General features: G+C 40.9%; 18 protein-coding genes. 10 read left to right on the top strand and 8 right to left on the bottom strand.

Annotation, left to right across the window (positions count from 1 at the left end):
- The first annotated feature begins 5 nt into the window (after positions 1-5).
- From JWR61_RS27720 to JWR61_RS27675, 10 genes are all read left to right on the top strand, one after another.
- Complete coding sequence (locus JWR61_RS27720; RefSeq protein ID WP_301930887.1) at positions 6-539, top strand: gluconate 2-dehydrogenase subunit 3 family protein; 534 nt, start codon at positions 6-8, stop codon at positions 537-539.
- An 11-nt stretch (positions 540-550) separates the two neighbouring features.
- Positions 551-2,263 (top strand): GMC oxidoreductase, encoded by a 1,713-nt coding sequence (locus tag JWR61_RS27715; protein WP_301930886.1) that lies wholly within the window; start codon positions 551-553, stop codon positions 2,261-2,263.
- A gap of 185 nt (positions 2,264-2,448) precedes the next feature.
- Positions 2,449-4,743, top strand: coding sequence for a beta-N-acetylhexosaminidase (locus tag JWR61_RS27710; protein WP_301930885.1), 2,295 nt, complete (start codon positions 2,449-2,451; stop codon positions 4,741-4,743).
- Positions 4,744-4,926: 183 nt separating this feature from the next.
- Complete coding sequence (locus JWR61_RS27705) at positions 4,927-7,167, top strand: glycoside hydrolase family 20 zincin-like fold domain-containing protein (RefSeq protein ID WP_301930884.1); 2,241 nt, start codon at positions 4,927-4,929, stop codon at positions 7,165-7,167.
- A gap of 2,506 nt (positions 7,168-9,673) precedes the next feature.
- Complete coding sequence (locus JWR61_RS27700) at positions 9,674-11,263, top strand: PAS domain S-box protein (protein ID WP_301930883.1); 1,590 nt, start codon at positions 9,674-9,676, stop codon at positions 11,261-11,263.
- Positions 11,264-11,267: 4 nt separating this feature from the next.
- Positions 11,268-11,705, top strand: a complete 438-nt coding sequence (locus tag JWR61_RS27695) for a response regulator (RefSeq protein ID WP_301930882.1) — start codon at positions 11,268-11,270, stop codon at positions 11,703-11,705.
- On the top strand, positions 11,705-12,955 hold the full coding sequence (locus JWR61_RS27690; RefSeq protein WP_301930881.1) for a PAS domain-containing protein: 1,251 nt from the start codon (positions 11,705-11,707) through the stop codon (positions 12,953-12,955). Before JWR61_RS27695 ends, JWR61_RS27690 begins: the two co-directional genes overlap by 1 nt.
- A 23-nt stretch (positions 12,956-12,978) precedes the next feature.
- Positions 12,979-13,179 (top strand): hypothetical protein, encoded by a 201-nt coding sequence (locus JWR61_RS27685; RefSeq protein WP_301930880.1) that lies wholly within the window; start codon positions 12,979-12,981, stop codon positions 13,177-13,179.
- A 42-nt stretch (positions 13,180-13,221) separates the two neighbouring features.
- Positions 13,222-16,833 (top strand): PAS domain S-box protein, encoded by a 3,612-nt coding sequence (locus tag JWR61_RS27680; RefSeq protein ID WP_301930879.1) that lies wholly within the window; start codon positions 13,222-13,224, stop codon positions 16,831-16,833.
- Between the two features lie 247 nt (positions 16,834-17,080).
- The gene (locus JWR61_RS27675; protein ID WP_301930878.1) at positions 17,081-17,518 is read left to right on the top strand and encodes a response regulator; all 438 of its coding nucleotides are present in this window, start codon (positions 17,081-17,083) and stop codon (positions 17,516-17,518) included.
- 752 nt (positions 17,519-18,270) lie between these two features.
- Here the strand turns inward: JWR61_RS27675 and JWR61_RS27670 are convergent.
- The 8 genes from JWR61_RS27670 to JWR61_RS27640 all read right to left on the bottom strand — a co-directional run.
- Complete coding sequence (locus JWR61_RS27670) at positions 18,271-19,503, bottom strand: IS256 family transposase (RefSeq protein WP_301930877.1); 1,233 nt, start codon at positions 19,501-19,503, stop codon at positions 18,271-18,273.
- A gap of 172 nt (positions 19,504-19,675) precedes the next feature.
- Positions 19,676-19,855, bottom strand: coding sequence for a hypothetical protein (locus JWR61_RS27665; RefSeq protein ID WP_301930876.1), 180 nt, complete (start codon positions 19,853-19,855; stop codon positions 19,676-19,678).
- 35 nt (positions 19,856-19,890) lie between these two features.
- Positions 19,891-20,259: a reverse transcriptase domain-containing protein gene (locus JWR61_RS27660; RefSeq protein WP_301930875.1), complete on the bottom strand. Its 369-nt coding sequence runs from the start codon at positions 20,257-20,259 to the stop codon at positions 19,891-19,893.
- A 775-nt stretch (positions 20,260-21,034) separates the two neighbouring features.
- Positions 21,035-21,973 (bottom strand): T9SS type A sorting domain-containing protein, encoded by a 939-nt coding sequence (locus tag JWR61_RS27655; RefSeq protein ID WP_301930874.1) that lies wholly within the window; start codon positions 21,971-21,973, stop codon positions 21,035-21,037.
- Positions 21,974-22,458: 485 nt separating this feature from the next.
- Positions 22,459-23,220: an IS66 family transposase gene (locus tag JWR61_RS27650; protein ID WP_301930909.1), complete on the bottom strand. Its 762-nt coding sequence runs from the start codon at positions 23,218-23,220 to the stop codon at positions 22,459-22,461.
- 157 nt (positions 23,221-23,377) lie between these two features.
- Complete coding sequence (locus tag JWR61_RS28360) at positions 23,378-23,590, bottom strand: hypothetical protein (RefSeq protein WP_367881830.1); 213 nt, start codon at positions 23,588-23,590, stop codon at positions 23,378-23,380.
- Positions 23,578-23,964, bottom strand: a complete 387-nt coding sequence (locus tag JWR61_RS27645; RefSeq protein WP_301930873.1) for a hypothetical protein — start codon at positions 23,962-23,964, stop codon at positions 23,578-23,580. The genes JWR61_RS28360 and JWR61_RS27645 overlap by 13 nt, the downstream gene beginning before the upstream one ends.
- Before the next feature lie 22 nt (positions 23,965-23,986).
- Positions 23,987-24,530: CPBP family intramembrane glutamic endopeptidase (locus JWR61_RS27640; protein WP_301930872.1), on the bottom strand; the 544-nt coding region annotated here is incomplete at its 5' end.

Here is a 24,530-nt window from a genome sequence, read left to right as displayed (position 1 = left end):
ATCAGATGGAGAGACGATCAGCCATACGGAATTTAGCCATTATTACAGGTGGGTTTATTTTTTTGCAATCCTGTAAAAGCACACCTTGCAAAGCAAGCCTGAACTTTAAGAACATTACGGTTAATGCAGATCAGGAAATGCTGTTGGCTGAAATAGCTTCCACGATTATTCCGGCAACAACAATACCCGGTGCAAAGGAAGTAGGGGCTCATTTATTTGCATTAAAAATGCTGGACGATATGTATGAAAAAGAAGTGCAGCAAAATTTTTTTACGGGGCTCAGCCAGCTCGAAAACGCGGCAAAGAAAAAGTTTAATAAATCTTTCCTGGATGCTGACGCGGCTCAAAAAGAACAAGTACTGCTGGATATTGAAAGTAAAAAAGAATATGATAAAGAGGTGTTTGATTTTTATGCAATCATGAGACAAAGAACTATTGAAGGATATTTAAACTCTAAATACGTGATGACAAACGTGATAAAATATGAATTTATTCCATCACGCCAATACAACGGATTTTATCCTGTAATGAACCTGTAAATTTTATTGAAATGGGTGACATGAATAGCACGGTTAAAGAACGCACTTACGATGCCATCGTAATCGGTTCCGGAATAAGCGGTGGATGGGCCGCCAAGGAGTTTACAGAAAAAGGCCTTAAAACGCTGGTGCTGGAGCGGGGCAGGGATGTAAAGCACATTAAAGATTATCCCACGGCCAGCATGTACCCCTACGAATTTGAACATTTGGGCGAGATGCCCCTTACTGAAAAAAAGGCGAACCCTATTATAAACCGTTGCTACGCTTACGGAGAAGATACGGCACATTTTTTTGTAAAAGACAAGGAGCACCCTTATGTACAGGAAAAGCCTTTCGACTGGATACGTGGTTACCAGGTGGGCGGTAAGTCGTTGATGTGGGCAAGGGCCACGCAACGCTGGAGCGATTTTGATTATGAGGGCCCTGCAAGAGATGGTTTTGCAGTTGACTGGCCGATACGGTACAAGGACATGTCGCCCTGGTACAGTCATGTAGAAAAGTTTGCAGGAATTGCAGGCAACCGGGATGGATTGGCTCAATTGCCTGATGGCGAATTTCTACCAGCTTTTCCATTGAACGCCGTAGAAGAATACTTCAAAAAAAAGATGCAGGATAAATATGAACACCGCCATGTGATCAGTGAGCGGATTGCGCACTTATCAAAGCCCAACCCGGTGCACCTGGAGCAGGGCAGGAGCCAATGCTTAAGTCGTGAACTCTGTACCAGGGGATGCCCGTTAGGAGGTTATTTTTCCAGTAATTCATCTACAATTCCATGGGCGGAGAAAACCGGGCATTTAACATTGCGGCCATTTTCCGTAGTTCATTCTGTGATCTATGATGAACAAAAAAATAAGGCAACCGGCGTATTGGTAATAGATACCAACACAAAAGAATCAATTGAATATTACGCAAAGGTAATTTTTGTAAATGCCGGTGCTTTAAACAGTAATTTATTATTGCTTAACTCCACTTCGCGTCGTTTCCCGAATGGCCTTGGGAACGAAAATGGTTTAATGGGAAAGTTTGTGGCTTTTCATAATTACAGTGCCCGTATAAGTGCACAATACGATGGCTTAAAGGAATTCACTACCATTGGGAGAAACCCTGCGGGCGGCGGTTATATGCCCCGGTTCAGAAATTTATTCAGGCAGGAAACTAACTTTTTGCGTGGCTATGCAGCCGGCTTTTCCGCCTACCGGAGTTCGGCCAGCGAACCAGCAAGTTTGGGTGTCAAGTTCAAGGAACATCTTCAGCATCCCGGTATTGGCCCTTGGCGTGTAGGATCTCATATGATGGGTGAAACTATTCCCAAAGAGACCAATTTTGTAAGTCTCGATACTTCACAAAAAGATGATTGGGGCATTCCTTTATTAAAAATATCGGTGGTGTATGATGGTAATGATGAGAAGATGAAAAAAGACTATTTTGAACAGTTTACGGAGATGTTTACAACTGCCGGCTTTACAGATATTCAAACGCACAATTCAACTCAAAATCCGGGAGTAGACATCCATGAAATGGGTGGCATAAGAATGGGGAACGATCCAAGAACCTCCCTGTTAAACAAATGGAACCAGCTGCATACCTGTAAGAATGTGTATGTAACGGACGGTGCCTGTATGACGTCGACGTCTACACAAAACCCTTCCCTTACTTTTATGGCGTTAACAGCTAGGGCAGTTGATCATGCGGTAACAGCTTTGAAGAAAGGTGATTTATAAAAATATCACCCATGCAGTTTAGTTCAACTATCGGTTACCGGAATCATTTATTTTTCACTTGAGCTTCAAAGGCGGCTATTGAAGTCATTTATCTCCATGATAAAAAATGGTATAATCATTTACCTGCAACTTAAATTGTCATCCATCTTACCTGAAATGCTTAACGCTCCTTTCAATATAAAATCATGAGAAAAATCAAAAGTTCAGAAGATATTTTGCTTATAAACAACAGAAACATTCAGTTGTATTGTACAAACAAGCTTAATAAAATATTGGGCTGTTTCCTTATTTTTATAATTGTAACGGCAAACGCCAACGCGGCCAAAGATCCGGATTCCCTTCTTCATAAACTGGGTTATTCAATTATTCCAACACCCCAGCAGGCCGATTTAACTGCGGACAATGTACTGCTGGACGCATCTTGGAAAATCGTTTCAAAGGTGGGAGATGATATTTCGGTGACAGCGCTGATTCAATATGCGGGAAAGTTTCACCATCTGAAATTTAATGGAAACGGTTCTAAACAAATTCTATTGAACATAGAACCGGGCATCGTAAAAGGAACTACCGATCCGGAACTAAACAAACAGGGCTACCTGCTAAAGATTTCCCCGCAGGAAGTACAGGTAACAGGAAACAGCAAGGCAGGACTTTTTTATGGTGTTCAAAGCCTCCTGCAATTATTAAAAAAGGCTGGCCCGGAGCAGTTGATGCTACCGCTGGGACAAATTCGCGACTGGCCAAATCTTCAGTTAAGAATGATTCACTGGGACACCAAAAACCACCTGGATCGTATCGCCTCTCTTAAAGAATATATTGACCGGCTGGCCCGCATCAAGATCAATATTATCTCGTTTGAGATCTGGGATAAATTTAAATTTCCAACTGATCCCGATATAGCAGCCATAGATGGATTTACCCCCTCCCAGCTTCAGGATCTTGTTAATTACGGGCTGGAAAGGCACATTCAGATAGTGCCCAACATCCAGGCTCCGGCGCATATGCAATGGGTGCTGAACCGATCGCAGTATGCGCACCTGAGGGCAGATGGAAGCGATTACCAGGCCTGTATGTGCGACCCGGAAACTTACAAATTGATCTTCTCTTTATACCAGGACATTATTAATGCTACAAAGGGTGTGGATTACTTTCATGCTTCTACTGATGAAGTGTATTATGCAGGCGTCTGTAAAAAATGTGCGCCTTATAACCCAGAAAACAGGAGCCTGGCCTTTGTGGATTTCGTAAAGAAAGCGCACGATTACCTGGCAAAGCAAAAGCGCCGGATGATTTTTTGGGGGGAATGGCCACTGGCACCGGAACACATAAAATTGTTGCCAGCAGATATCATTGAGGGCGTTTTAGGATCATCCTATTTCGTTGGCAGGATTGAGCCTATAACTGAAGAAAGCTATATCACAGAGGAAAATGAAAGGGGAATACGTCAACTGATTTATACCGCCCAAACGGCAAGCCTGGCACCGGTAAATTTTACCGGTGGAGGCAGGGGGCAAAGCATGGAGAACCTTTACAGGTGGTTTACCATAAAGGCAAAACGTGGTAATCCCATTGGCTCCTTCGGTGCAGGATGGGACGACCTTGGTCCGCATAGTGAACTTTACTGGCTCGGGTGGACCGCAGTATCGGCACTTAGCTGGAATAATGCTTCACCAAAAAACATTGAACGTTTTGTAGCCAGCTTCATGGAAGATTTTTATGGTCCGCAGGTTCGTCGAATGGTGGATATATACCGGGATATGAATACATTGTCTGATTTTTGGAACCAATCCTGGGATAAGGTCGTTACCCAGGTGCCGGGCACGGGATCAACCCGTGAAAGCTACGGCAATTCCGATGGAAAATATCCCTTCCCCCATCCGATAAACTCTTACAGGCTGCCCTCCCCTGCCATTCCATTTACCGAAGGGTTGAACGTAAGGCCCGTTTACGCCAATGGCAAATATGCCGGGTTGGTTACGAAGGCGGAACTAATGGAGCAGTTGGCCACTTCCGTGATTTACAGGTTGAAAGAAAATCAGCAAAAGGCAGAACACAACGAATACAACCTACGGGTATTGTTAACACTGACCCGCTACCTAAGGCACCATGCAAGATTATTCCTAAGTATAGATCAACTTGAAAAAAAATTACAGGTAGCTGAAAACAAAGCTGCTACAGGGGATGCGAACGGCGCGGTGGAAGCTTTGTTGTTTGCTAATGGGATTGGCAAAAATAATATTTATGAACGTGAAGAAACAGTAACTGACATGAAGGCGGTTTTTGCTGAAACAAGAGTACCTGGCTATCTTACGCTGGAGCGTCGTTATTTTGATCAGGAGGAAACTATTGGAATAGATAGTTGGATTGCTAATCTTAAAGAAATAACCCTGAAATATGCTTCAAAAAATAAGCTGGACATCACGCCTATCAGGCATATTTTGGACAAAGGCATTTATACCGGAGAAAATACGGGGGAGTAAAAATTTCTGTCTATCATCAAAAAATTAATTAAAATGATTCTTAATTACAAAGCGCAGTTTTTTAAAATACAGTTACATAAAAGTTGTGTGCCGGGATTTATAAAACTTCATTGTTATTTACTTGTATGTTTTTGTTGCCTGCTTCTTATTTCATTGGATAGTCATTCACAAAACTCCGTACAAGTGAAGCCCGGATCAGGGCTGCTTCCTGTGCCTCAAAGTGTTTCCCTTTCAGATCAGGAATATTTGCTGGAAAATAATTGGCTGATAGTTACGGGAACGAATATATTGAAAGCAGATCCTGCTGTACAAAGTTTAACGGCGGAGTTAAAAGAACGTTTTGGTCTCACCATCAAGTTGAAATCAGTTGCAAACCGTAGCAGCAAGTTACCTGTTGTCCGTTTAATTGTGAAAGCTGGATCCGTTAAAATAGGAAAGACTACCGATACCAACCGTAACGCCCTTTTGCAGCAGGCTTATTACTTAAAACTGGATAAAGAACACATAACCATAACCGCCAATGCAGCGCAGGGATTGTTTTATGGCGTTCAAAGTTTTATACAATTGCTGCGTAAAGAAAATGGTAAAACCTATTTTGCCGCAGGTGAAATTACAGACTGGCCCGACCTGGATATGAGAATGATTTATTGGGACGATGCGCATCACCTGGAGCGACTGGATGCCATGAAGCGTATTATCCGGCAAGCCAGCTATTATAAGATCAATGCCTTTTCCCTGAAGCTGGAAGGCCACTTTCAGTTTCCATCCGCAAGTGCGCTGGTAGAACCCTACGCTTATACACCCGCGGAATTGCAGGAGCTTACGGATTACGCCCATCAACACTATGTTGAACTGGTACCTTTCCTGGATGCGCCTGCGCACATAGCTTTTATCCTGAAACATCCGGCGTATAAAAGCCTGCGGGCTTTTCCAAATTCAAATTACCAGTTGAATGTGCTTGATCCCGAAGCAGATAAATTAATACTGGGGATGATGAACGACCTGATAGAAGCGAATAAGGGCAGCAGGTATTTTTTATTCTCTACGGATGAAGCTTATTATGTTGGCATGTCGGAGCGTGAAAAAAAGCGGGCGGATGAGTTGGGAGGCAATGGAAGATTGTTTGCGGAGTATATTACAAGGATCGGAAACAAACTGCATGAAAAAGGTAGGAAAGCAATCATATGGGGAGAATATCCGCTCAGGCCTGAAGATATCAGCTTCATTCCATCCCACATAATAAATGGTGTGTATGATCCGCAAACAGCGTCTAAATTCAAAGAGCATGGAATGAGGCAGCTTATTTATACATCGATGCAGGGCGAGGAGCCGCTTTTCCCTAATTATCACAGGTTGCCGAAGGAAGTATTTTCTGCAAAAAGTTCCTCTGCCGTAGATGATGCGGAACCGGAGGGAACATTGCCGAAGGGCCGTGTAAGTGAAGTTTTGAAAGATGTCATTGCAGCCAAGGGTGGCGGTAAATCTAACTTTATGGGAATGGTTGTAGCCGGCTGGGCAGATGCCGGTTTAAATCCTGAAACCTTTTGGCTGGGCTACGCTGCCGGCGCCGCTACCGGATGGAATAGCAATGATGTTACGGCAGAAAATCTTACAACCCGCTTCTATAATTCTTTTTATGGCAGCAATACGGTTAATATAGACAAGGTATATAAATTGTTAAGCACCCAGGCAGAATTTTGGGACAAAAGCTGGGAATGGGAGCCAGCCAAAAACCGCACACCCATTTTCGGTTATTCTTCAGGTGTGTATGATACACCTAAATTGGCTAAAGACCAGTTTCTACCCGCTTTACCGGTGCCTTCTGGCTCGGATTTGTCTTTGAATAAAAACTGGAATACTGAAAACCAGGTTCTGCTTGCAGCCGCTGAAAAGTTTCTTAAAGAGAACGATGAATTGTTGAACCGGTTAAATGACAACCTGGTTGAGGCAGATTATCAGCATTACAATTTACAGGTACTTCGGAGCGTTGCCCGGTTGTGCCGCCAGAATTTAACTATGCTGCTTAACCTGCAAAAGATCAATCATTTCATGAAACTTGCTGCTGATGCTACCACTGCCAATCCAGCGATGGCTATTTCGCTGATCGATCAGGGTTTAAGTGAAGTGAAAAATATTCGTGCGGAGAGAAATGAAGTATTACAATCGGTAACGGCAATCTGGTACCAGGAATGGTTTCCACGGGTGCAGGAAGCGAATGGCCGGAAGTTTTTAGACCTGGTGGATGACGTGAAAGATCACGAACCTGCCAGGACCGTGGATATGAGCTATCTTATTTACCGTGAATTGAAAATGCCACTGGGCAAGTGGGCAAAACAAGTGCTTGAAGCAAGAAATCAATTTGCCACCAAAAATAATTTGCCTGCCAGAAACGAAACTTTCAATTGGGAAGGTCTTGAATTATGATCTGGCAAGATGAAAGCAAATATCCCGGTGTTTTGTGGCCTAAGCTTACTAATTTTTATGCCCCTAAAACCACAATCGACTTTTTGAGGGTTGCTTATTAATGAAAGAGATGATATTGAAATGATTAAAAAACAAATCAGGATTAGCCGTGCCGGCGAATTTGGATTTGTTCAGCAGGTGTCGACGGATCATCCTGCCCAGAAAATATTCTTAAAGAATAGCAGCAAAGTTAGATCTATCAATAAGGCGCCAAATAAGCAACATGTCTATACTGCAAATCCACACAAAAATAAAAATTGGATTTAAGTGTAAACTTGATGTTGCTATATTCTTTAAAGTACAAAAGGTGACGTTTTTTAGTAAAGGCTTCCCCCTATCAAATCTACTTCGTTTTGCTGCCGCCATGTCCAATTAACGCGCCATTTCTTAAAACATTTCCCCTGCTAATTTATGCGTTTCTGTTAATGCAATTTAAATCGTCGAAAGCAATTCCAGGTAAACAAGTTCAGCAGCCGGGCGGGACTTTTTCAAATACCAGCCCACAGCAAGCCGTGCACGTCAGACTGTGAAAAAACTACAAGCCGTCAAAAAATAGCCCGCTAAGTTTTCACTACCGGCCAATAGCAGTTGATTTAAGCAACCTTCAAAAATTCCAGGGAATAATTTTTCAAAGAAACGAAGGCTCATTTTGTCTGTAAATCGGTTTTATAAAGGTGTTTTTTAAAAGACAGATTATTTTGGTATAATCTGGTTTCCAATTTTTGATTGTCTGCAGCATCCTTTCAAAGCCGAGTATATTTTTGGTCCGCATAATGTTGTAGCAAAACATAATGAGGTTCATTAGCTAACGAATGTGTTGACTCTATAAAAGATGAAAATGTTACAAAAAAAATTGGCGGTAAGACAAGTTTACACAAGGCGACAATAAACGAAATAATCCAAAATGAAGTTTGTTCGACAAAAAGGACAAAGAATATCCCAATTATGGCTTTTCAAATTTTTGTTACCCATACTAAAGGTGTTCAAAAGAAATATGTACGACAAGTTTGCATTTTTCACGGCTGTAATGCAAGAGGACACAATTGCACCACAGGTTGGAGAACTGGAATTTTAAGACTATATTAAATAGAAAAAAAAAACTAAGCGTCAAAAGGGTATGCAGCTAAAATGTAGTTCGTAGGTAAAGCGGTGTGAGTGGTTCGATATGTTTATAAACGATACTACATAATTTTAGAACGCTGTGGGTTGTATGATTGTATTTGTTGCAGTTCGGCATTGTTACCCAGGCCGATACAATCATTGCAACACGCAGCGGAATATTTTTCCTTTTTATCTTCAAGCTCCGGTCCCTATGTATGGTTGCCTTTTGTAAGACACCACAGGCATTTGTAGGGATTTAAAGTAATAATGAATTGGAGAAATGAATTTTTGGTTAGACCCTGCTAAGACAAAAATTCGTGAACATAACTCAAATATTATTTCGTCACTTCCCACTTGAAACCGACATAATTTGGGCAGGCTATGCCAATGCAGAGAAATTTTTAGTTGACTTAAACCAAGCAATTGAAAAAATTAAATTTTGCGACTTTGCTACGTTGGCAAATTAGAAATGGAATTTGCACCGACGTCAACCTATCAGGAAATTTCTCTTCAAGTGGTTGGGTGACAATTTCTTAAAACTTGCAGAAAACTTTGAAGACTTACACAAAAAAATAACGACCAACAATTATGAGGCTGACAAAAAACAGTGGTGGAAATTTTGGTAGCCTTCCTTCGCTGCGTTTTGGTGGCGTATTCTAAAGGAAGACGGGATTGGTAAGTACACCGGACCACGGGAAGAAAGGTTTTTTTGTAATGGAAGATGTCAACCACGGAAGCAACTCTATTCCGTCCCGTTGGCCCAAAGTTGCTGAATCAAATTAATGCTGCGACCTACGTGCATATACCTAAACTGCTTGTTATGTCAGCGCTTTCGACGCATTCAAATATGTGTCTTTTTTTGTTTGCTTATATTCAAAGCCATGATGGGATATATTTGCATGTAGCAAATATAAACATAGATAGATTCAATAATAATTACATTATTAATTCGATAGCATTGGACAGAACAGGAACAAGGGTTGGGTGAAATAAATAAGCTTGTAGACCGTTGACTACACTGCATCTAGATGATTTACTACAGCCCGATAAAATTGCAAATAAACCCGGCAGAGTTGTATAATACCACTACCTTTAATTGCTCTTAGGCAATACCTAATCTTTATTTAATATCGGGCCTTCTGCATTACCCGGGCTGATCGATAATTATTCGTAAGAATTATCATTTCTACTTTGGTAAATTTTTCTTTGTACAAGCAAATAAACATTTTTTAGGGGAATTAATTGTCTGGCTATTTCAGATATTATACTGAAAATTGCCTGTACTCCTTTAATTCAGTTCCTGGCCATTTAACAAAGCAATTTGTAACACATTTATTTGTGAAACACGCTTATTATATTCAAAATTATGAACCCTTTCAACCCTGTTAAAAACGAACTTGCTTTTCAGAAGCAGGAAGAAGCCGCTGCCATATTGAGCATACTTCCCGATAGTTTAAATGCTGAACCCGAAAAAGATGCGGCAAATATGTCTCTTCTTGCTGCTATAGTCGAATCATCTGATGATGCCATTATCAGTAAATCATTGGACGGAATAATATTAAGCTGGAACAAGGGAAGTGAAAGAATGTTTGGATACACGGCAAAGCAGGTTTTGGGCAAGCCAATTACTATGTTAATACCTCCGGATTTTTTCAATGAGGAAAAAAGCATTCTTGAAAGAATATGCAATAACGAGGTTATTGATCATTTTGAAACAGTGCGGATCAGGCAGAATGGCGAACCACTAAATGTTTCACTCACTGTATCTCCATTGAAAGATAAAAAGGGGACGATTATAGGCGTTTCCAAGATTGCAAGAGATATTACTTCCCGGAAAAAATCAGAAACGGACTTTTTAAATATTAACAAAGAACTCGCCTTTCAAAACGACGAGAAAGAAAAAAGAGCTGCGGAGCTGATCACTGCCAATATAGAGCTACGTTTTCAAAACCAAGAAAAAGAAAAACGGGCGGCAGAGTTGATCATCGCTAATAAAGAACTCATTTTTCAGAACGAAGAAAAGGAAAAGCGTGCAGCAGAATTACTCGTTGCCAACAAAGAGCTGGCTTTTCAAAATGGCGAAAAAGAAAAACGAGCAGAAGAGCTGATAATTGCCAACAAAGAACTTGCCTTTCAGAATGAAGAGAAGGAAAACAGGGCTGCGGAATTAGCCATTGCCAATAAAGAATTAATTTTTCAAAATAACGAAAAGGAAAAACGTGCAGCAGAATTAATCATTGCCATCAACGATCTTAAAATAGCAGAAGGGCAAATTATTGAAGTAAATAAAGAACTGGAATCATTTTCCTACTCCGTATCTCATGATCTGCGTGCTCCCCTGCGTGCTATTAATGGATATACAAACAAGCTAAAAACCAATTTTGAAACTCAGTTGGACCCTGAAGCCAATCGCCTGATGAACAATATTGTTCAAAACGCAAAAAAAATGGGGATGCTTATTGATGACCTCCTCACTTTTTCAAGGGTTGGCCGGAGGGAAATGGTTAAAATAAATATCCGGATGCACTCCCTGGTCCAGGAGATTTGCTGTGAATTGAAAGCAGAGGTTCCCGATCGGAATATAGAGTTCCGGATTGGCAACCTCCCGCCTGCGCTGGCTGATAACATGGCCATTAAGCAGGTATGGTTAAACCTGGTGTCCAATGCGATCAAGTACACCAGTTTAAAAGATACTGCAATCATTGAAATTGGTTCGGAAGAGAATGGAGAAGCCGTGACCTACTTCATAAAAGACAATGGTGCCGGCTTTGATATGCGGTACGCCAATAAATTATTTGGCGTATTTCAACGCCTGCATTCAGACGAAGAGTTTGATGGAACCGGCGTTGGCCTGGCGCTGGTGCATCGCCTCATATCGAAACACGGTGGGCATACCTGGGCCGAAGCAAAAGTAAACGAAGGAGCAACATTTTATTTTTCACTTAATAAACCTTAACCCTATGATAACCGAAGTGGATATACTATTGGTAGAAGATAATGCCAGTGATGCAGAAATGACCATTGACGCATTAAAAAGCAATGGCTTAGCCAACAAACTCAAGCATGTTAAAGATGGCGCAGCCGCATTGGATTTCATTTTCGCAGAGGGAGAATATGTTGGCAGGAATATAGAGAACAGGCCAAAAATTATCCTGCTGGACGTGAAAATGCCAAGGGTAAATGGTATTGAAGTACTGCATAAAATAAGGAACGATGACCGCACTAAAAATATTCCGGTGGTAATGCTCACTTCTTCAAAAGAAGACCCTGATATTAAAACCTGTTATGAGCTGGGCGTAAACAGCTACGTGGTAAAGCCGGTGGAGTTTGAAGAATTTCAAAAAGCTATTACTGCATTAGGATTATACTGGATGATCGTGAATCAACAACCTAAATAATGAAAACTGTAATAAAGATATTGATTGCAGAGCATGATAAAAGTGACCTGGAAATGGTCGATACCGAATTGAAAAAAGGCGATATCGATTTTGTAAGCCAAATAGTTCAAAATGAATCCAACTACCGAAAGGCTCTTAAGAGTTTTATTCCCGACATCATCCTGGCGGATTATACCTTCCCTTCATTTGATGGCCCAACAGCATTTAAAATACGTGAAAAGCAGGCTCCGGGCACTCCTTTTATTTTTGTTTCCGGAACTATCGGTGAAGAAAAATCTATTGAACTCATTAAGATGGGAGTTACCGATTATGTACTGAAAGACAAATTGTTCACCCTTAATCCTAAAGTTCTGCGGGCATTAAAAGAAGCAGAAGACCTGCATCAAAAAAAAGCCGCAACCCAACAACTCGTTCTAAGTGAAGCACGGCTTGCCAGGGCACAGGAATTAGCACACGTGGGAAACTGGGAACTGGATTTTGCCAGCAATATGATTCGTTGCTCAGAGGAACTATGCAGAATATTCGGGCTACCGCCTGGTCAAAATGTGCAATCGCAGGAAAGCAGATCAGCATTTGTTCATCCAGAAGATGCTGTGTTTGTAAATAAGAAAATACAAGAATCCCGGGATCTACTTTGTGATCTTTCCATTCACTATCGTATCGCACATGCCAACGGATCCATCAGGCATATTTATTCAGAAGGCAAACATGAGCTGGATTCAAAAGGCCAATCCACAGGTATGTATGGCATAGTTCACGATGTGACCCAAAAAGTCTTGCTGGAAAATAAATTATTGCAGGAAAGACAAACAAAGCAAAGTGAAATTACTGCTGCCCTGCTCACTGCACAGGAAAAGGAACGGGCCGCTATTGGAAATGAACTGCATGAAAATTTAAACCAGATTCTTAGTGTTGCCAAACTTTATATCGACCTGGCAAAAACCGATGAAGTTCAGAGGGAAATGTGTCTAAAAAAATCATCCGATTATATAGTAAATGTTATTACGGGGATCAGGAAAATTTCAAGCACCCTTGCAAGCCCGGGAACGCAGTTTGGCTTGTTTCACAGTATAAATAAATTATTGGGTGATGTGGGTATGGCGTCTCCAACAAAAATTCAATTTACTCCCAACGGAATTAATGAAGCATACCTGGATGAAAAGCTGCAACTGGCTATTTTCCGCATAGTGCAGGAACAGGTAAATAACATTTTCAACATGCTGCTGCCACCACTGCATGTATCAGGTTAAGCCATGTTGGTAATAAAGTAATCTTGCTTATTTCAGATAACGGCACAGGAAGTGATATCCTAAAGGACTTAAACGGGGTGGGAATTAAAAACATCAAGAGCACGGCCGGCCTGTTTAACGGAACAGTTACCATCATCTCCAAACCCGGCAGGGGATACAAATTGAAAGTTGCTTTGTGTTTAAATGACCACCAGATAGTGGACTACTTACCTCTAGCCGGATGAACGACAGAAGATGCGGAACATTACCATCAATAAACAATACTTATGCCTACAAAAATAAAGATATTAATAGCAGAGCATGATAAACATGACCTGGAGATGATTGATAGCGAATTGAAAAGGGGCGGTATCAATTTTGTAAGCGAAATTGTGCAGAGTGAATCCAACTACCGGAAGGCACTTGAAAATTTTATCCCTGATGTAATATTGTGTGATTATACGTTTCCATCATTTGACGGACCCGTAGCTTTTAAAATCAGGGAAGCGGTAGCCCCGGAAACTCCTTTTATCCTGGTGTCCGGAACTATAGGCGAAGAGAATTCTATTGAACTGATCAAAAACGGCGTAACTGATTTTGTACTGAAAGACAAAATATTCACGTTAAATACAAAACTGCTGCGTGCACTAAAAGACGTAAGTAAGCAAAAAGAAAAAGACAGAACAAAAAAGGAACTGGCACTTAGCGAAAGCAAGCTTGCCAGGGCGCAACAGCTTGCCAAACTTGGTAGCTGGGAATTGAATTTTGATGATAATGAACTGAGGTTATCTGTAGAGGGTGCAAGAATCTTCGGGTTTCCTATTGAACAAAACAGGTTATCGTTTGAAACATGGTCTTCATTGGTTCACCCCGATGATATTGATGAAGTTTTACAAACAATACAGCAATCCAGGAATTCTTTGCAGGATACTGCTTATCATCACCGTATCGTACTTAAAGATGGTACCGTAAAGCATATTTATTCTGAAAGCAAATTTGAGTTTGATGAACCTGGAAAAGCTGTGGGCCTGTACGGAACTATGCAGGATATTACCGAACGCAAAAAAGCAGAATTAGAAATAATTAAGTTCAACAGGCTTTATGCGTTTATCAGTGCCATTAATCAAAGCATCGTTTATACCAATACCGCAGATGAACTTATAAAAAAAGCCTGTTCTATAGCCATTGAAATAGGAAACTTTAAGTTGGCCTGGATAGGGCTGTTAAATGAAAGTGGGAAACTTGAGGTAATGAATGTTGCTGGAGAGGGTGACGTAATCCAGGTAGCAAAGAAACCTTCCGGTATCGATGTTCAGGATAGTATTTATCGAAACACGCCTGTAGGCAAGGTCTTACAGACGGGTGTATATGCGGCGAGCAATGATGTATTAGTTGACCCTGATATGCAGTTTTTAACAGGGGTACTATTGAGTTCAGGCATAAGGTCAAACATCGTTTTCCCGATAAAAAAAGCAGGAAAGGTAGCAGGTGTATTTTCTTTTAATTCAGATACACCCCATTTCTTTGATGTATCAGAAATAGCGCTGCTGCAGGAAGCAACCAATGATATTTCGTTTGCTTTACAAAATTTTGAAAGAGCAGAAAAACATAAGAAAGCAGAAGAAAAAATTAAAGTAAATCAGCAAGAGCTTAAATTAATTTATAATTCTACCAACGACGTACTGTTTCTTATAGGTGTGCAGGATGAAAAGGAGTTTAGTTTTATTTCAATGAATGAAACAGGGCTGCAGGCAATGGGGATTACCTTGAAGCAGTTACAGAATAAGCATGTAAAAGATATTATTCCCAGGTCTTCGCTTCACTTAGTACTGGGAAAGTATAAAGAAGCAATCGACACAAAGAAAACCGTTCATTGGGAAGAGACTTCCGAATATGCTACAGGAATAAAAACAGGCATTGTAAGTATTTCACCCATTTATAATGAGGCAGGAAAATGTATTCAATTGGTAGGCACTGTGTATGATATTACTGAACGAAAAAAAGCTGAACAACTGATTAGCCAGAGTGAAGCAAAATTCCGTTCTTTTTTTGAGAGCAGTATGGACGGGATACTGCTAACAGTTACTGATGGAGATATTCTTGCAGCTAACCCTGCTGCCTGCGAAATATTTAAAATGACGGAGGAAGAAATTTGTACTGCCGGAAGATTTGGCATTGTTGATATTTCGGACAGAAGAGTATATAAGCTGGTAGAAGAACGCCAGCGTACCGGCAGGGTAAAAGGAGAACTTAGACTGGTTCGAAAAGATGGCAGCAAATTCGAGGCTGAACTGACTTCAGCTGTATTTACCGATTCATTTGGTAATGAAAGAACTTCAATGATTGTTAGGGATATTTCCGACAGGAAAAAGCTGGAAAATACTTTGAAAGCAGAGCAACAAAGATTCGCCGGTTTGTATGCTCAGTCGCCCACCATCATGGGAATATTAAAAGGCCCCAATCATATTTTCGAAACGGCCAACCCCCCTTGCCTGCAACTAATTGGGAAAACGGATATTATTGGTAAAACTGTTGGGGAAGCATTACCAGAACTGGAAGCCCAGGGTATTTTTGAAATATTAGATGACGTGTATAAAACCGGGAAAACCTTTTCAGGAAATGAAATGTTGTTCCGATTCGATCTCTACGGTACCGGCATACTGGTTAATACATATTTAAATTTAATGTACCAGGCCCACCGGAATAATCAAAATCAAATTGACGGCATTTTTTTCTTTGCAATTGATGTTAGCGAACAGGTATTATCACGTAAAAAAATTGAAGAAAGTGAGAAGGAGATTCGATCCATGGCTGAATCAATGCCGCAGATAGTTTGGGTTACTAATGCGCAGGGTGAAAACATTTATTTCAATCAGCAATGGGTAGATTACACAGGGCTTGCCCTGGAAGACAGTTATGGTGCTGGTTGGACCAATCCGTTCCATCCGGATGATAAAATTCTAGCCCGGGATGCATGGAAAAATGCAGTCGAAAACCTGGCTGAATATAATATTGAATGTCGTTTAAAATGCTATGATGGCAGCTACCATTGGTGGTTGATAAGGGGTGTGCCGAAAATAGATGATAACGGTGAAATTCTAAAATGGTATGGCACCTGCACCGATATAGAAAAAATAAAAAAAACAGAAGAAAAGTTGAAAGATCAGGCTGCTCAACTTACCCTGTCTAATTTAGAATTGGAACAATTCGCTTATGTTGCTTCGCATGACCTGCAGGAACCTTTGAGGATGGTGATCAATTTTCTTACCTTGCTAGAGGATAAGTATAGCTGTATTATTGATGAAAAAGGCAAAAAGTTCATTGGTTTTGCGGTGGATGGTGCCAGGAGAATGCGAACAATTATACAGGACCTGCTCGAGTTTTCGAGAGTGGGTAGATTGAATGGCAATATAGAAAATGTTGATTTAAATGCACTGGTAAAAGTGGTGGAGTTGATGCTGCGAAAACAAATGGATGAAAAAAATGCCAGTATCCGTTTTCAAAATCTGCCGCTGCTTTACACGCAAAAGTCGTCGCTTCTGCAGGTATTTCAAAATCTGGTAAGCAATGCCTTAAAGTATTCAAAGGAGAATATACCTGTATGTATTGATATTACGGCAACCGAATCCGAAGATCACTGGCAATTTGCCATTAGCGATAATGGTATTGGCATTCACCCACAATTTTTCGATAAAATATTCATCATTTTCCAGCGATTGCATAATAAAGATAAATATAGCGGAACGGGCATGGGGCTGACAATAGTTAAAAAAATAATTGAAAGCCGGGGAGGAGAAATTTGGGTGCAATCGGAGCCGGGTATTGGCAGTACTTTTTATTTTACCATCTTAAAAGCGGGGAGACTTGAAAAAGTGGAAAATCTATACCAAAAGGTTTAAGCTACATTGCGCAAGTTCGTCAAGAGCGGAAAAGGACCCACTTATTGGCGCAACAATCTTTTTGCCCTTAACATTATCTGCGTGTTGTCTTTCGCCTAAGCTCTTTATTTTTCGGCCTGTATTATATTATTATAAAGGCATGGCGTTTGACAAAAGAAAGGAATAGCACAGTGGTAAAATATGTGGAGAGGCGAGCACGGGAAAGCAGGTAAATTTTTCTTCACTGGCAAAAAATATAATGCAATCAATGAAACCGAATCATATTTTACTTGTAGAGGATAATGAAGGGGATATCTTTCTTTTAAAAGAAGCCCTGGAAGAAAGGAAAATAGTTAATAAACTCAGCATAGCAAGGGACGGGTTAGAAGCAGTAGACTTTCTTCAGATGGGTATAGTTGCAGCGGATAAAGATTTGCCAGATTTAATTTTATTGGATATTAATTTACCCAGAATGAACGGTCATGAAGTACTGAAATTTATCAAAATAAATGATCATCTCAAAAGAATCCCTGTAATTATACTAAGCACTTCATCCAATGACGCAGATATTATAACTGCATATAATAACCATGCTAATTGTTTTATTACTAAACCCTCTGAACTTACAGACTTCTTTATAATGATGAGAATAATTGAAACTTTCTGGTTCGGCATCGTCCGGCTTCCAAATGAAAGTTCGGTATGATTTCAGGCTATAGCAAATAACTATTCTTAAAAACATTATATCATGCATAGCACCAGCCACCGGATTAATGATCCGGTCAAATAAAAGACCTTTCCGGGGGTCACACCTGGAAAGCATCTTAATATTGTACAGGGCCGGATTAAAAAAAGAAAATACGTTTTATTTCCCCCCTTTTAAATAAAAGTATGTTTGTAGCTATTGGTTCGGTTGAAGTGCAGAATGGTTTGGAAAATGAGGTAAAAAAAGCGTTTAGGAACTGCCCCAGAATTCTGTCGGGCAAAATACTACAAATTATGTGAAGCACAGGCTCCTTACATGGGGTTGCTGCTATGCTGGCAGACGAATATTTTCTCACCTTCACATCGCTATCATCCTATATTCAGCCGACGGAATTGCATCAGCTTTTGTTGTTATCTTCATTAGTAATTCGATTCGACTGTGGCTCCTTGTATTTGATTTGACATTTAAAATATCAAGATATCCAACTGTGCTGCGCAACAAATTCTGGATTACCACGGCCTCCATGATAAATATGTGCTCAAGATTTTAAAACTGGTATGGGCAATTAAATTTCGGTCTACGAATGGGAATAAAGGATGATGCACAGTGAAATATATCAGGGTTATTTACACATTGAAATACTGAGGCTATTTGCGAAATGGATGGGAACGGGAGTGTAAAGTGAACTGTGTCAAGGTTTCTTCCTGCCTGTTCTCCCGGCCCGCGGGCCGGGAGAACAGGCAGGAAATTTTTTAAAAAATCCCCGGTATCCTCCCCTCAAATATAATGCTTGGTTGCTGCATGGTGAGCGCCCAGTTTTGCAAAGGCATGGTCCACTTTTCGGCAATGCGTTCTGAGGCCAGGTATACCAGTTTTAGCAGGGCCATATCATTGGTGAAGGCACCTTTTGTTTTGGTCACTTTCCTGATCTGCCGGTGAAAACCTTCGATCGTATTGGTAGTGTAAATCACCCTGCGGATATCGGCTGCATATTTAAAGAAGGTGCTCAGCTTATGCCAGTTATTGCGCCAGGATTTTATTACAATCGGATACCTGGCTCCCCATTTCTTTTCCAGCGCATCCAGATGGTCTTCTGCTAATTCCTTATTGCTTGCTCTATAAATTTGCTTTATGTCCACCATGATCGCTTTGCTATCTTTGCTGGCCACATATTTTAAAGTGTTCCTTACCTGGTGAACGATACAACTCTGTACTTCCGTTTTAGGGTAAATGCTGCCTATAGCTTCTTCAAAGCCGCCCAGGTTATCAATGCAGGCAATCAGGATATCCTTTACGCCTCTTTGCTGCAGATCTGTTAGCACACTCAACCAGAATTTTGATCCTTCACTTTCAGATATATACATACCCAGCAAGTGTTTGCGGCCTTCCGGGTTGATGCCCAGAACATTGTACAGGCATCTCGTTACCACATGCCCGCTCTGATCTTTTACCTTGTAATACATTGCATCCAGCCATACTATCGTATATACATCTTCCAATTCATGAGCCTGCCATAAACGAATGGCAGGAATAATACGGTCTGTTATTTCAGATAGCACGGTATGGCTGATATCGGTATCATACATCTCTTTGATGTGGGCTGCTATATCCCGAAGACTCATACCCAAATCATACAGCCCCAGGATTTTGGTTTCCAGGCTGTCTGCTAAAATCGTTTGGCGTTTCTTTACGATCTCCGGCTCAAAGCTGCCACTGCGGTCACGGGGAGTAGTTAACTCCATAGTGCCTTCGCTTGTTCGTAATTGCTTGCTCCCATAGCCATTGCGGCGATTGGAGTCTTCTTCCTTATTTTCCTGTAAATGATTTTCTAATTCAGCTTCCAGGGCTGCTTCAAGGAATGACTTAAATAAAGGCCCTAAGGCACCTTCTTTGCCCAGCAGAGGCTTACCGGATTTGAGTTGCGCAAGAGCTTTATTCTTTACGCTTTCATAATCAAATTCAAAAGACTGTTTTGTTTGTTTCATAATTACTGTGTTTTTAAAGTTCGTATTATATAAGAACTTTGACACAGTTTAAATTACAGTCTCATGGGAACAAGTAAATGTTCCACAATCCAATACCATTAATACTTTCAGCTGCAAATGGTTGTAAGGGTAACCGAATATCCACCCTCCTGAAATAAGATCAAAAACCTCACTACAAATTTAATAAAAATTTCATATAAATTTCTAACTGAATCGAAAACTGTACGGGTGTTTCCAACAAGCGCAGCAGGTACATCTTTACCCACTTCTCTTCTACATGGCGGTCTACCGCTTTCAGCAGCAACTCATGGTCTACTTCTTTAAAATAACTTTTGATGTCCAAATCAACCACCCATGCATATTGACGTATTTTTTCCTGTACGGCTGCTATTGCCTGATGAGGCTCTTCAATGGACGATAACCGTAAGAGTTCTTATGGAACTGTCCTTCCAGCCGGCGCTCTAAGTAACTCTTGATAACCTGTTGGGCTATGCGGTCGCTTACTGTTGGAATGCCTAACGTTCGCTGCTTCCCGTTGCTTTTGGGTATCGACACCGAAGCCAATGTTTTTGGAAAATAACTTCCGGAACTTAAGCGGTTCCAAAGTACATACAGGTTCTTCAACAAATCTTCCTGGTACATTTCCAGGTTTTCTTTATCTACTCCTGCTGCGCCCTGATTGGCTTTAACTTTCCGGTAAGCTGCCTTTACCATTTCTTTCGTTATCGGTACAGTGCTTGTTCTTGTCTCAAACATTTATCATCCTCTTTTAAAGTTGTTAAAATATTTTCAACGATATGATTGATGCTCTTGGCTCCGCCTTCATTACAAAGGTTTCTTCGCTACTACAGCATCATCCGCCATCCTTACCAGCTTTGGTATTCAGCCTCATGGATATTTTCCACTTATGCTTTTCTCTTCACATCTGGTAAGGACTTCCCGTGTTCTGTACAAAAGCCTGAATAAGAGTCATGCCACCTATATGACGATTGCCTTACAGCCAGTATGCAAGTATCCGCTGTAACCTTTCACTACCACGCAGGAACAGTAGCTTTTGACAATAAGTAATACTATCTCATCACTTCATCGGTGGTTCATTTGCATTCATCTCTCTTATTCGTACCTGACTGATTTTTAGCAGCCTTTTCCTCTTTCTGTTCAACACCAGTTTATTACTAAACCAGCGCCGGGAGGCGGTTTACAGCCCCCAATTGCACAGCGACTGTGGTAGGCGCCTACTACCATCTTTTATACAACATTCTTGTACTGACATATCTAACAGTACTCAATTCACGGCACACCTTGCAGTAAATGGGGATTATTGTCCATAAATTCGATTACTGGCAAACAGGAGCAACAAAGGCGTTTTAGAAATTTTATGTAAAATGATGAGGTTTGTCGCAGATAAAAACTGCCATACTTACGGATGGCAGCTTCTTCACCTGTTTACATTAAATCCGTTCTGTTATCTATGGCCATGGCTGTTATCAATTTACTGGTTAGCGGGCGAAGAATCAGGTATGAATAAAGATCAGTTTTTTATTACCTTTTGGTTGCCGGCAATTACACCGTTTATTGATACCTGCACCACATATATGCCTTTTGATAAACCGCTTAAATTACCAACCTGCAGGCTATTGCTTCCTTTGAAAACGATGCCATTTTTTACGGCAACCGGCTGTCCCGTTGAGCTAAGAATGTTTATTTCAGCCACTCCGGCTTTATTTGAATCAAATTTAACAGACATGCTTTCTGCAAAAGGATTCGGTGAAGTTTCTACACTGTTGCTATAGCCATTTCCCAGCTTGATATTTATTATTTTGCTATAAGAGATTGCGCCATTAGTGTCTACTTCCTTAACACGATAGAAGACCATGCTTTTATTTTGTAACGGAGTTGAGTTATCTCTATAACTGTAGTTGTTTTTTGCGGCGGTTGTATTTTCCGCAGTAAAAATGATGGCGGCAGTGCCAAAGCTATTTCCGTCAAATGACCTCTCAAGCTCGTAATGATTGGTGTTTATTTCTGATTCTGTGGTCCAGTTACAGGTAACGGCATTGCCGGCAAGTGCAGCATTAAATGAATTGAATTTAACCGCCAGTACACCTCCTGATGTGCTTACAACTGTACAGTTGAATTGGCCATTAGTATCGTGAAAAAATATATTCCAGGCATTTGCAGGTGGCATATTTCCAGAACTGACGCAATAGCTGACATAACCATTTTTGCCGCCGCAGTTGGAAACATCCGGCGTAAAAAAAGTTACTTTACCTTTTTCTCCATTTACATACACAGAGTCGATGAACGGTAACAGGGCCGGACATCCTCCGGGGAAATTAAGCCGTAACTCCCCTGCCGCCCCGCAGGTTCCGTTACCATTGTTTACTTTAAACGAAGTGGCGCAAGTGAATTGGGAGTAACCAGTTACGGAAGCAAGGATGATTACTGCAATGATGGATAAACTTTTCATGATTCTTCTTTTTGAGGTTTTGAGGGTAGTAGTTTTTGCATTACATCCTGTTCAATCTTATTCTATGCCAGAAACTATGTGCTTGTTAATCAAGAATTTACATCAATCTATTTTACGCTAATTTCCTAAATACAGAAACGTTTCCGGAAATTGGAATATGCCTTATAGAAGGGTAGTCAAAATGCAAAGTAAGTCCCTTCCGTGTTTGGTGTAACCCTTCCACTCCTTGGGTCAGTGTCCTTTAGATTTGTATTCTTTACTTTATTATGGACTACTACTATTACTATGTTTTCTTTTTTTTGTTCTTTTTTTCTTTTAGAATCCACAATTTTGTGTGGATAAACTAATCAGCGGCAGGGGCACATTATGTCCGGTGTCAGGGTTAATTACCCAAGTGGGGAAACAATCCTCTGCCGCTTTTTTCCCTTTGTGCCGTATCCCTCCGGGCAAGTATATCGTGCCACATTTAGCCAGTGTATTTAATTTTACAGGTTGTTGTTGAGTTTAAAATTCTGTGGTAGTAATTCTTCAATTTTATTGATAGGATGGGTAGCGATACGGCGCAAGGTTTCTCTTAGCCATATAAAGGGATTGATACCATTTAATTTGCAGGTGCCAAGTAAGGAGTACAGCATGGCGCTTCGCTGGGCTGCTTCGTGCGAGCCTGCAAATAAATAATTTTTCCGGCCTATGGCTACCGGGCGGATGCTGTTTTCTACCGGATTATTATCGATGTTGAACTTAGCGTCGGTAGCGTAAATACTCAGCTCCTTCCAGCGCTCTATGCTATAGCCCAATGCTTTGCCAATAGTGCTTTTGGGCAGTGTTTGTACATACTGTTCCTTCATCCACTGGCCAAAGTTTTGCAATATAGGTACGGCCTGTTGCTGCCGCAATTGCAGTGATTGTTCCGGTGTAAGCTGTTGTTCTTTAATAGTACGTTCTATAGCATACAGGCTTGCAAATTGTTCCAGCGCATAGGCTGCACGTTGGGCATCGTTAGCCTGGGCTTCGTAAAACATACGCCGGGCATGGGCCATACAATGCAATACGGTGATGTCTTCTTTTTCTTTAAAGAAGTCGTATACGCTGTAGCCATCCGTTTGTAAATAACCTTTAAATTCTTTCAGTACCTGCTGCGGGCCTTCTCTGCCGCGGCCGGGTTGGTAATCAAAGAACACCAGCTTTTCTACACTGCTGTGGTATACCCAAAAGTAGTAATCATATTGCCCAAAGCATTTAAGAATTCATAAGGTTGTACAGTGTAATAAAAGACGCTTATATATTCTAAAATAAGTTGGTTGCTGACTAGATTTTTTAAGGCGTCGCGCATAGCACAATAGTAAATTAAATATTTCGAACATCCAAAACGGAATTGTGTCACCCTAATTTTAGCACATGGTGTCACACTTTGATATCTGTACGGTTTTTTAAACATATAGTGGCCGAAAAAAAGGCCATTTTTTGGAAAATTGTTTGTGTATTTTTTTTGAGCCTATGCCCCATTATAAAAACCGTTGCAAATACTAGGTTGGCTTTTGCAACGCCTGATAACTCAACGGCTTTTTGATAGCAAATTCTCCTGAAAGCAAGTTCTTCCAGTATTACTGTGGGCAATACAATCCATAACCATTTAAAATATAAGAAAGACTAAAGGACGGATTGAATACGATAGGATAGCCCCTGACAAGTGTGATAGTATACATAACCGGAACAATAAAAATTCCGCCGATTACAATTCCTGATATTCCAAAACCAATATCTCGCAGTGTGATATTTAACCCCAACTCAGAAAGATCTTTACCTTCTTTTCTATACACTGACCGGGTAGTAACCAATATAACAACGATAGCTATTACATTGGCGATTTGTGACGGAATGCGTAGTAGTCCGTTCAGCACAAAACCTCCTAGAATAAAAGTTGTCAGCACAAAAATGATAGATAACAACATGATTTTTATTACCGGCGAATAAAGAAAAGCCTTCTTCATAATGATCTTTTAAATGGTTCGCTTACCGGGTTCCCTTCTTTTTCCACGAGCTATATAATATCAATGCTGCCAATCCCATCACAGACAGGTAACTAACCCAGCCCATCAATTCAGTGCTACCTTCATAACCGGGCCCGATAACTGTTTTGAATATGCCGGTCTCATTTTTAAAACCCAGTGTCCACTGGCCAAAGTTCCAGGCGCTGTGCAGGCCTGTTGATAATGCCAACCCCTTTGATCTCAGGACTGCAAATCCAAAGACAAGGGAACCAGTACCGCTTCCCAAAATCGCCGCCCACCAACTCATGCCGGCGGCAATATGTTCAACTATGAAAATAATTCCTACAACCAATATCGCCAGCCATGGCCCGGCGGTTCTGTTTAAGCTGAATAAAGGAAATCCCCGGAATGCTATTTCTTCCCTTAAACCGATGAGGATGTATAATGTAAACGACGTACCGATTGTCATAAAAGAAATACCAGGTATCGGCACAAGCTTTATGTGGCCAGTTAACAGCAATAGTAAGGGTTGTAAAACAGCCATGAGCAGCCCGATAGAAAATCCC

The sequence above is a fragment of the Ferruginibacter sp. genome (genome assembly GCF_028288465.1).
Lineage (GTDB): Bacteria > Bacteroidota > Bacteroidia > Chitinophagales > Chitinophagaceae > Ferruginibacter.
Note: the sequence above shows the minus strand (reverse complement) of the source record. Positions and strands in the feature narration are given on the sequence as shown.

Coding starts and splice junctions, on each gene's coding strand:
- JWR61_RS27720 (WP_301930887.1), top strand. CDS start 6: ATGGAGAGACGATCAGCCATACGGAATTTAGCCATTATTACAGGTGGG.
- JWR61_RS27715 (WP_301930886.1), top strand. CDS start 551: ATGGGTGACATGAATAGCACGGTTAAAGAACGCACTTACGATGCCATC.
- JWR61_RS27710 (WP_301930885.1), top strand. CDS start 2,449: ATGAGAAAAATCAAAAGTTCAGAAGATATTTTGCTTATAAACAACAGA.
- JWR61_RS27700 (WP_301930883.1), top strand. CDS start 9,674: ATGAACCCTTTCAACCCTGTTAAAAACGAACTTGCTTTTCAGAAGCAG.
- JWR61_RS27695 (WP_301930882.1), top strand. CDS start 11,268: ATGATAACCGAAGTGGATATACTATTGGTAGAAGATAATGCCAGTGAT.
- JWR61_RS27690 (WP_301930881.1), top strand. CDS start 11,705: ATGAAAACTGTAATAAAGATATTGATTGCAGAGCATGATAAAAGTGAC.
- JWR61_RS27680 (WP_301930879.1), top strand. CDS start 13,222: ATGCCTACAAAAATAAAGATATTAATAGCAGAGCATGATAAACATGAC.
- JWR61_RS27675 (WP_301930878.1), top strand. CDS start 17,081: ATGAAACCGAATCATATTTTACTTGTAGAGGATAATGAAGGGGATATC.
- JWR61_RS27670 (WP_301930877.1), bottom strand. CDS start 19,503: ATGAAACAAACAAAACAGTCTTTTGAATTTGATTATGAAAGCGTAAAG.
- JWR61_RS27660 (WP_301930875.1), bottom strand. CDS start 20,259: ATGTTTGAGACAAGAACAAGCACTGTACCGATAACGAAAGAAATGGTA.
- JWR61_RS27655 (WP_301930874.1), bottom strand. CDS start 21,973: ATGAAAAGTTTATCCATCATTGCAGTAATCATCCTTGCTTCCGTAACT.
- JWR61_RS27645 (WP_301930873.1), bottom strand. CDS start 23,964: ATGAAGAAGGCTTTTCTTTATTCGCCGGTAATAAAAATCATGTTGTTA.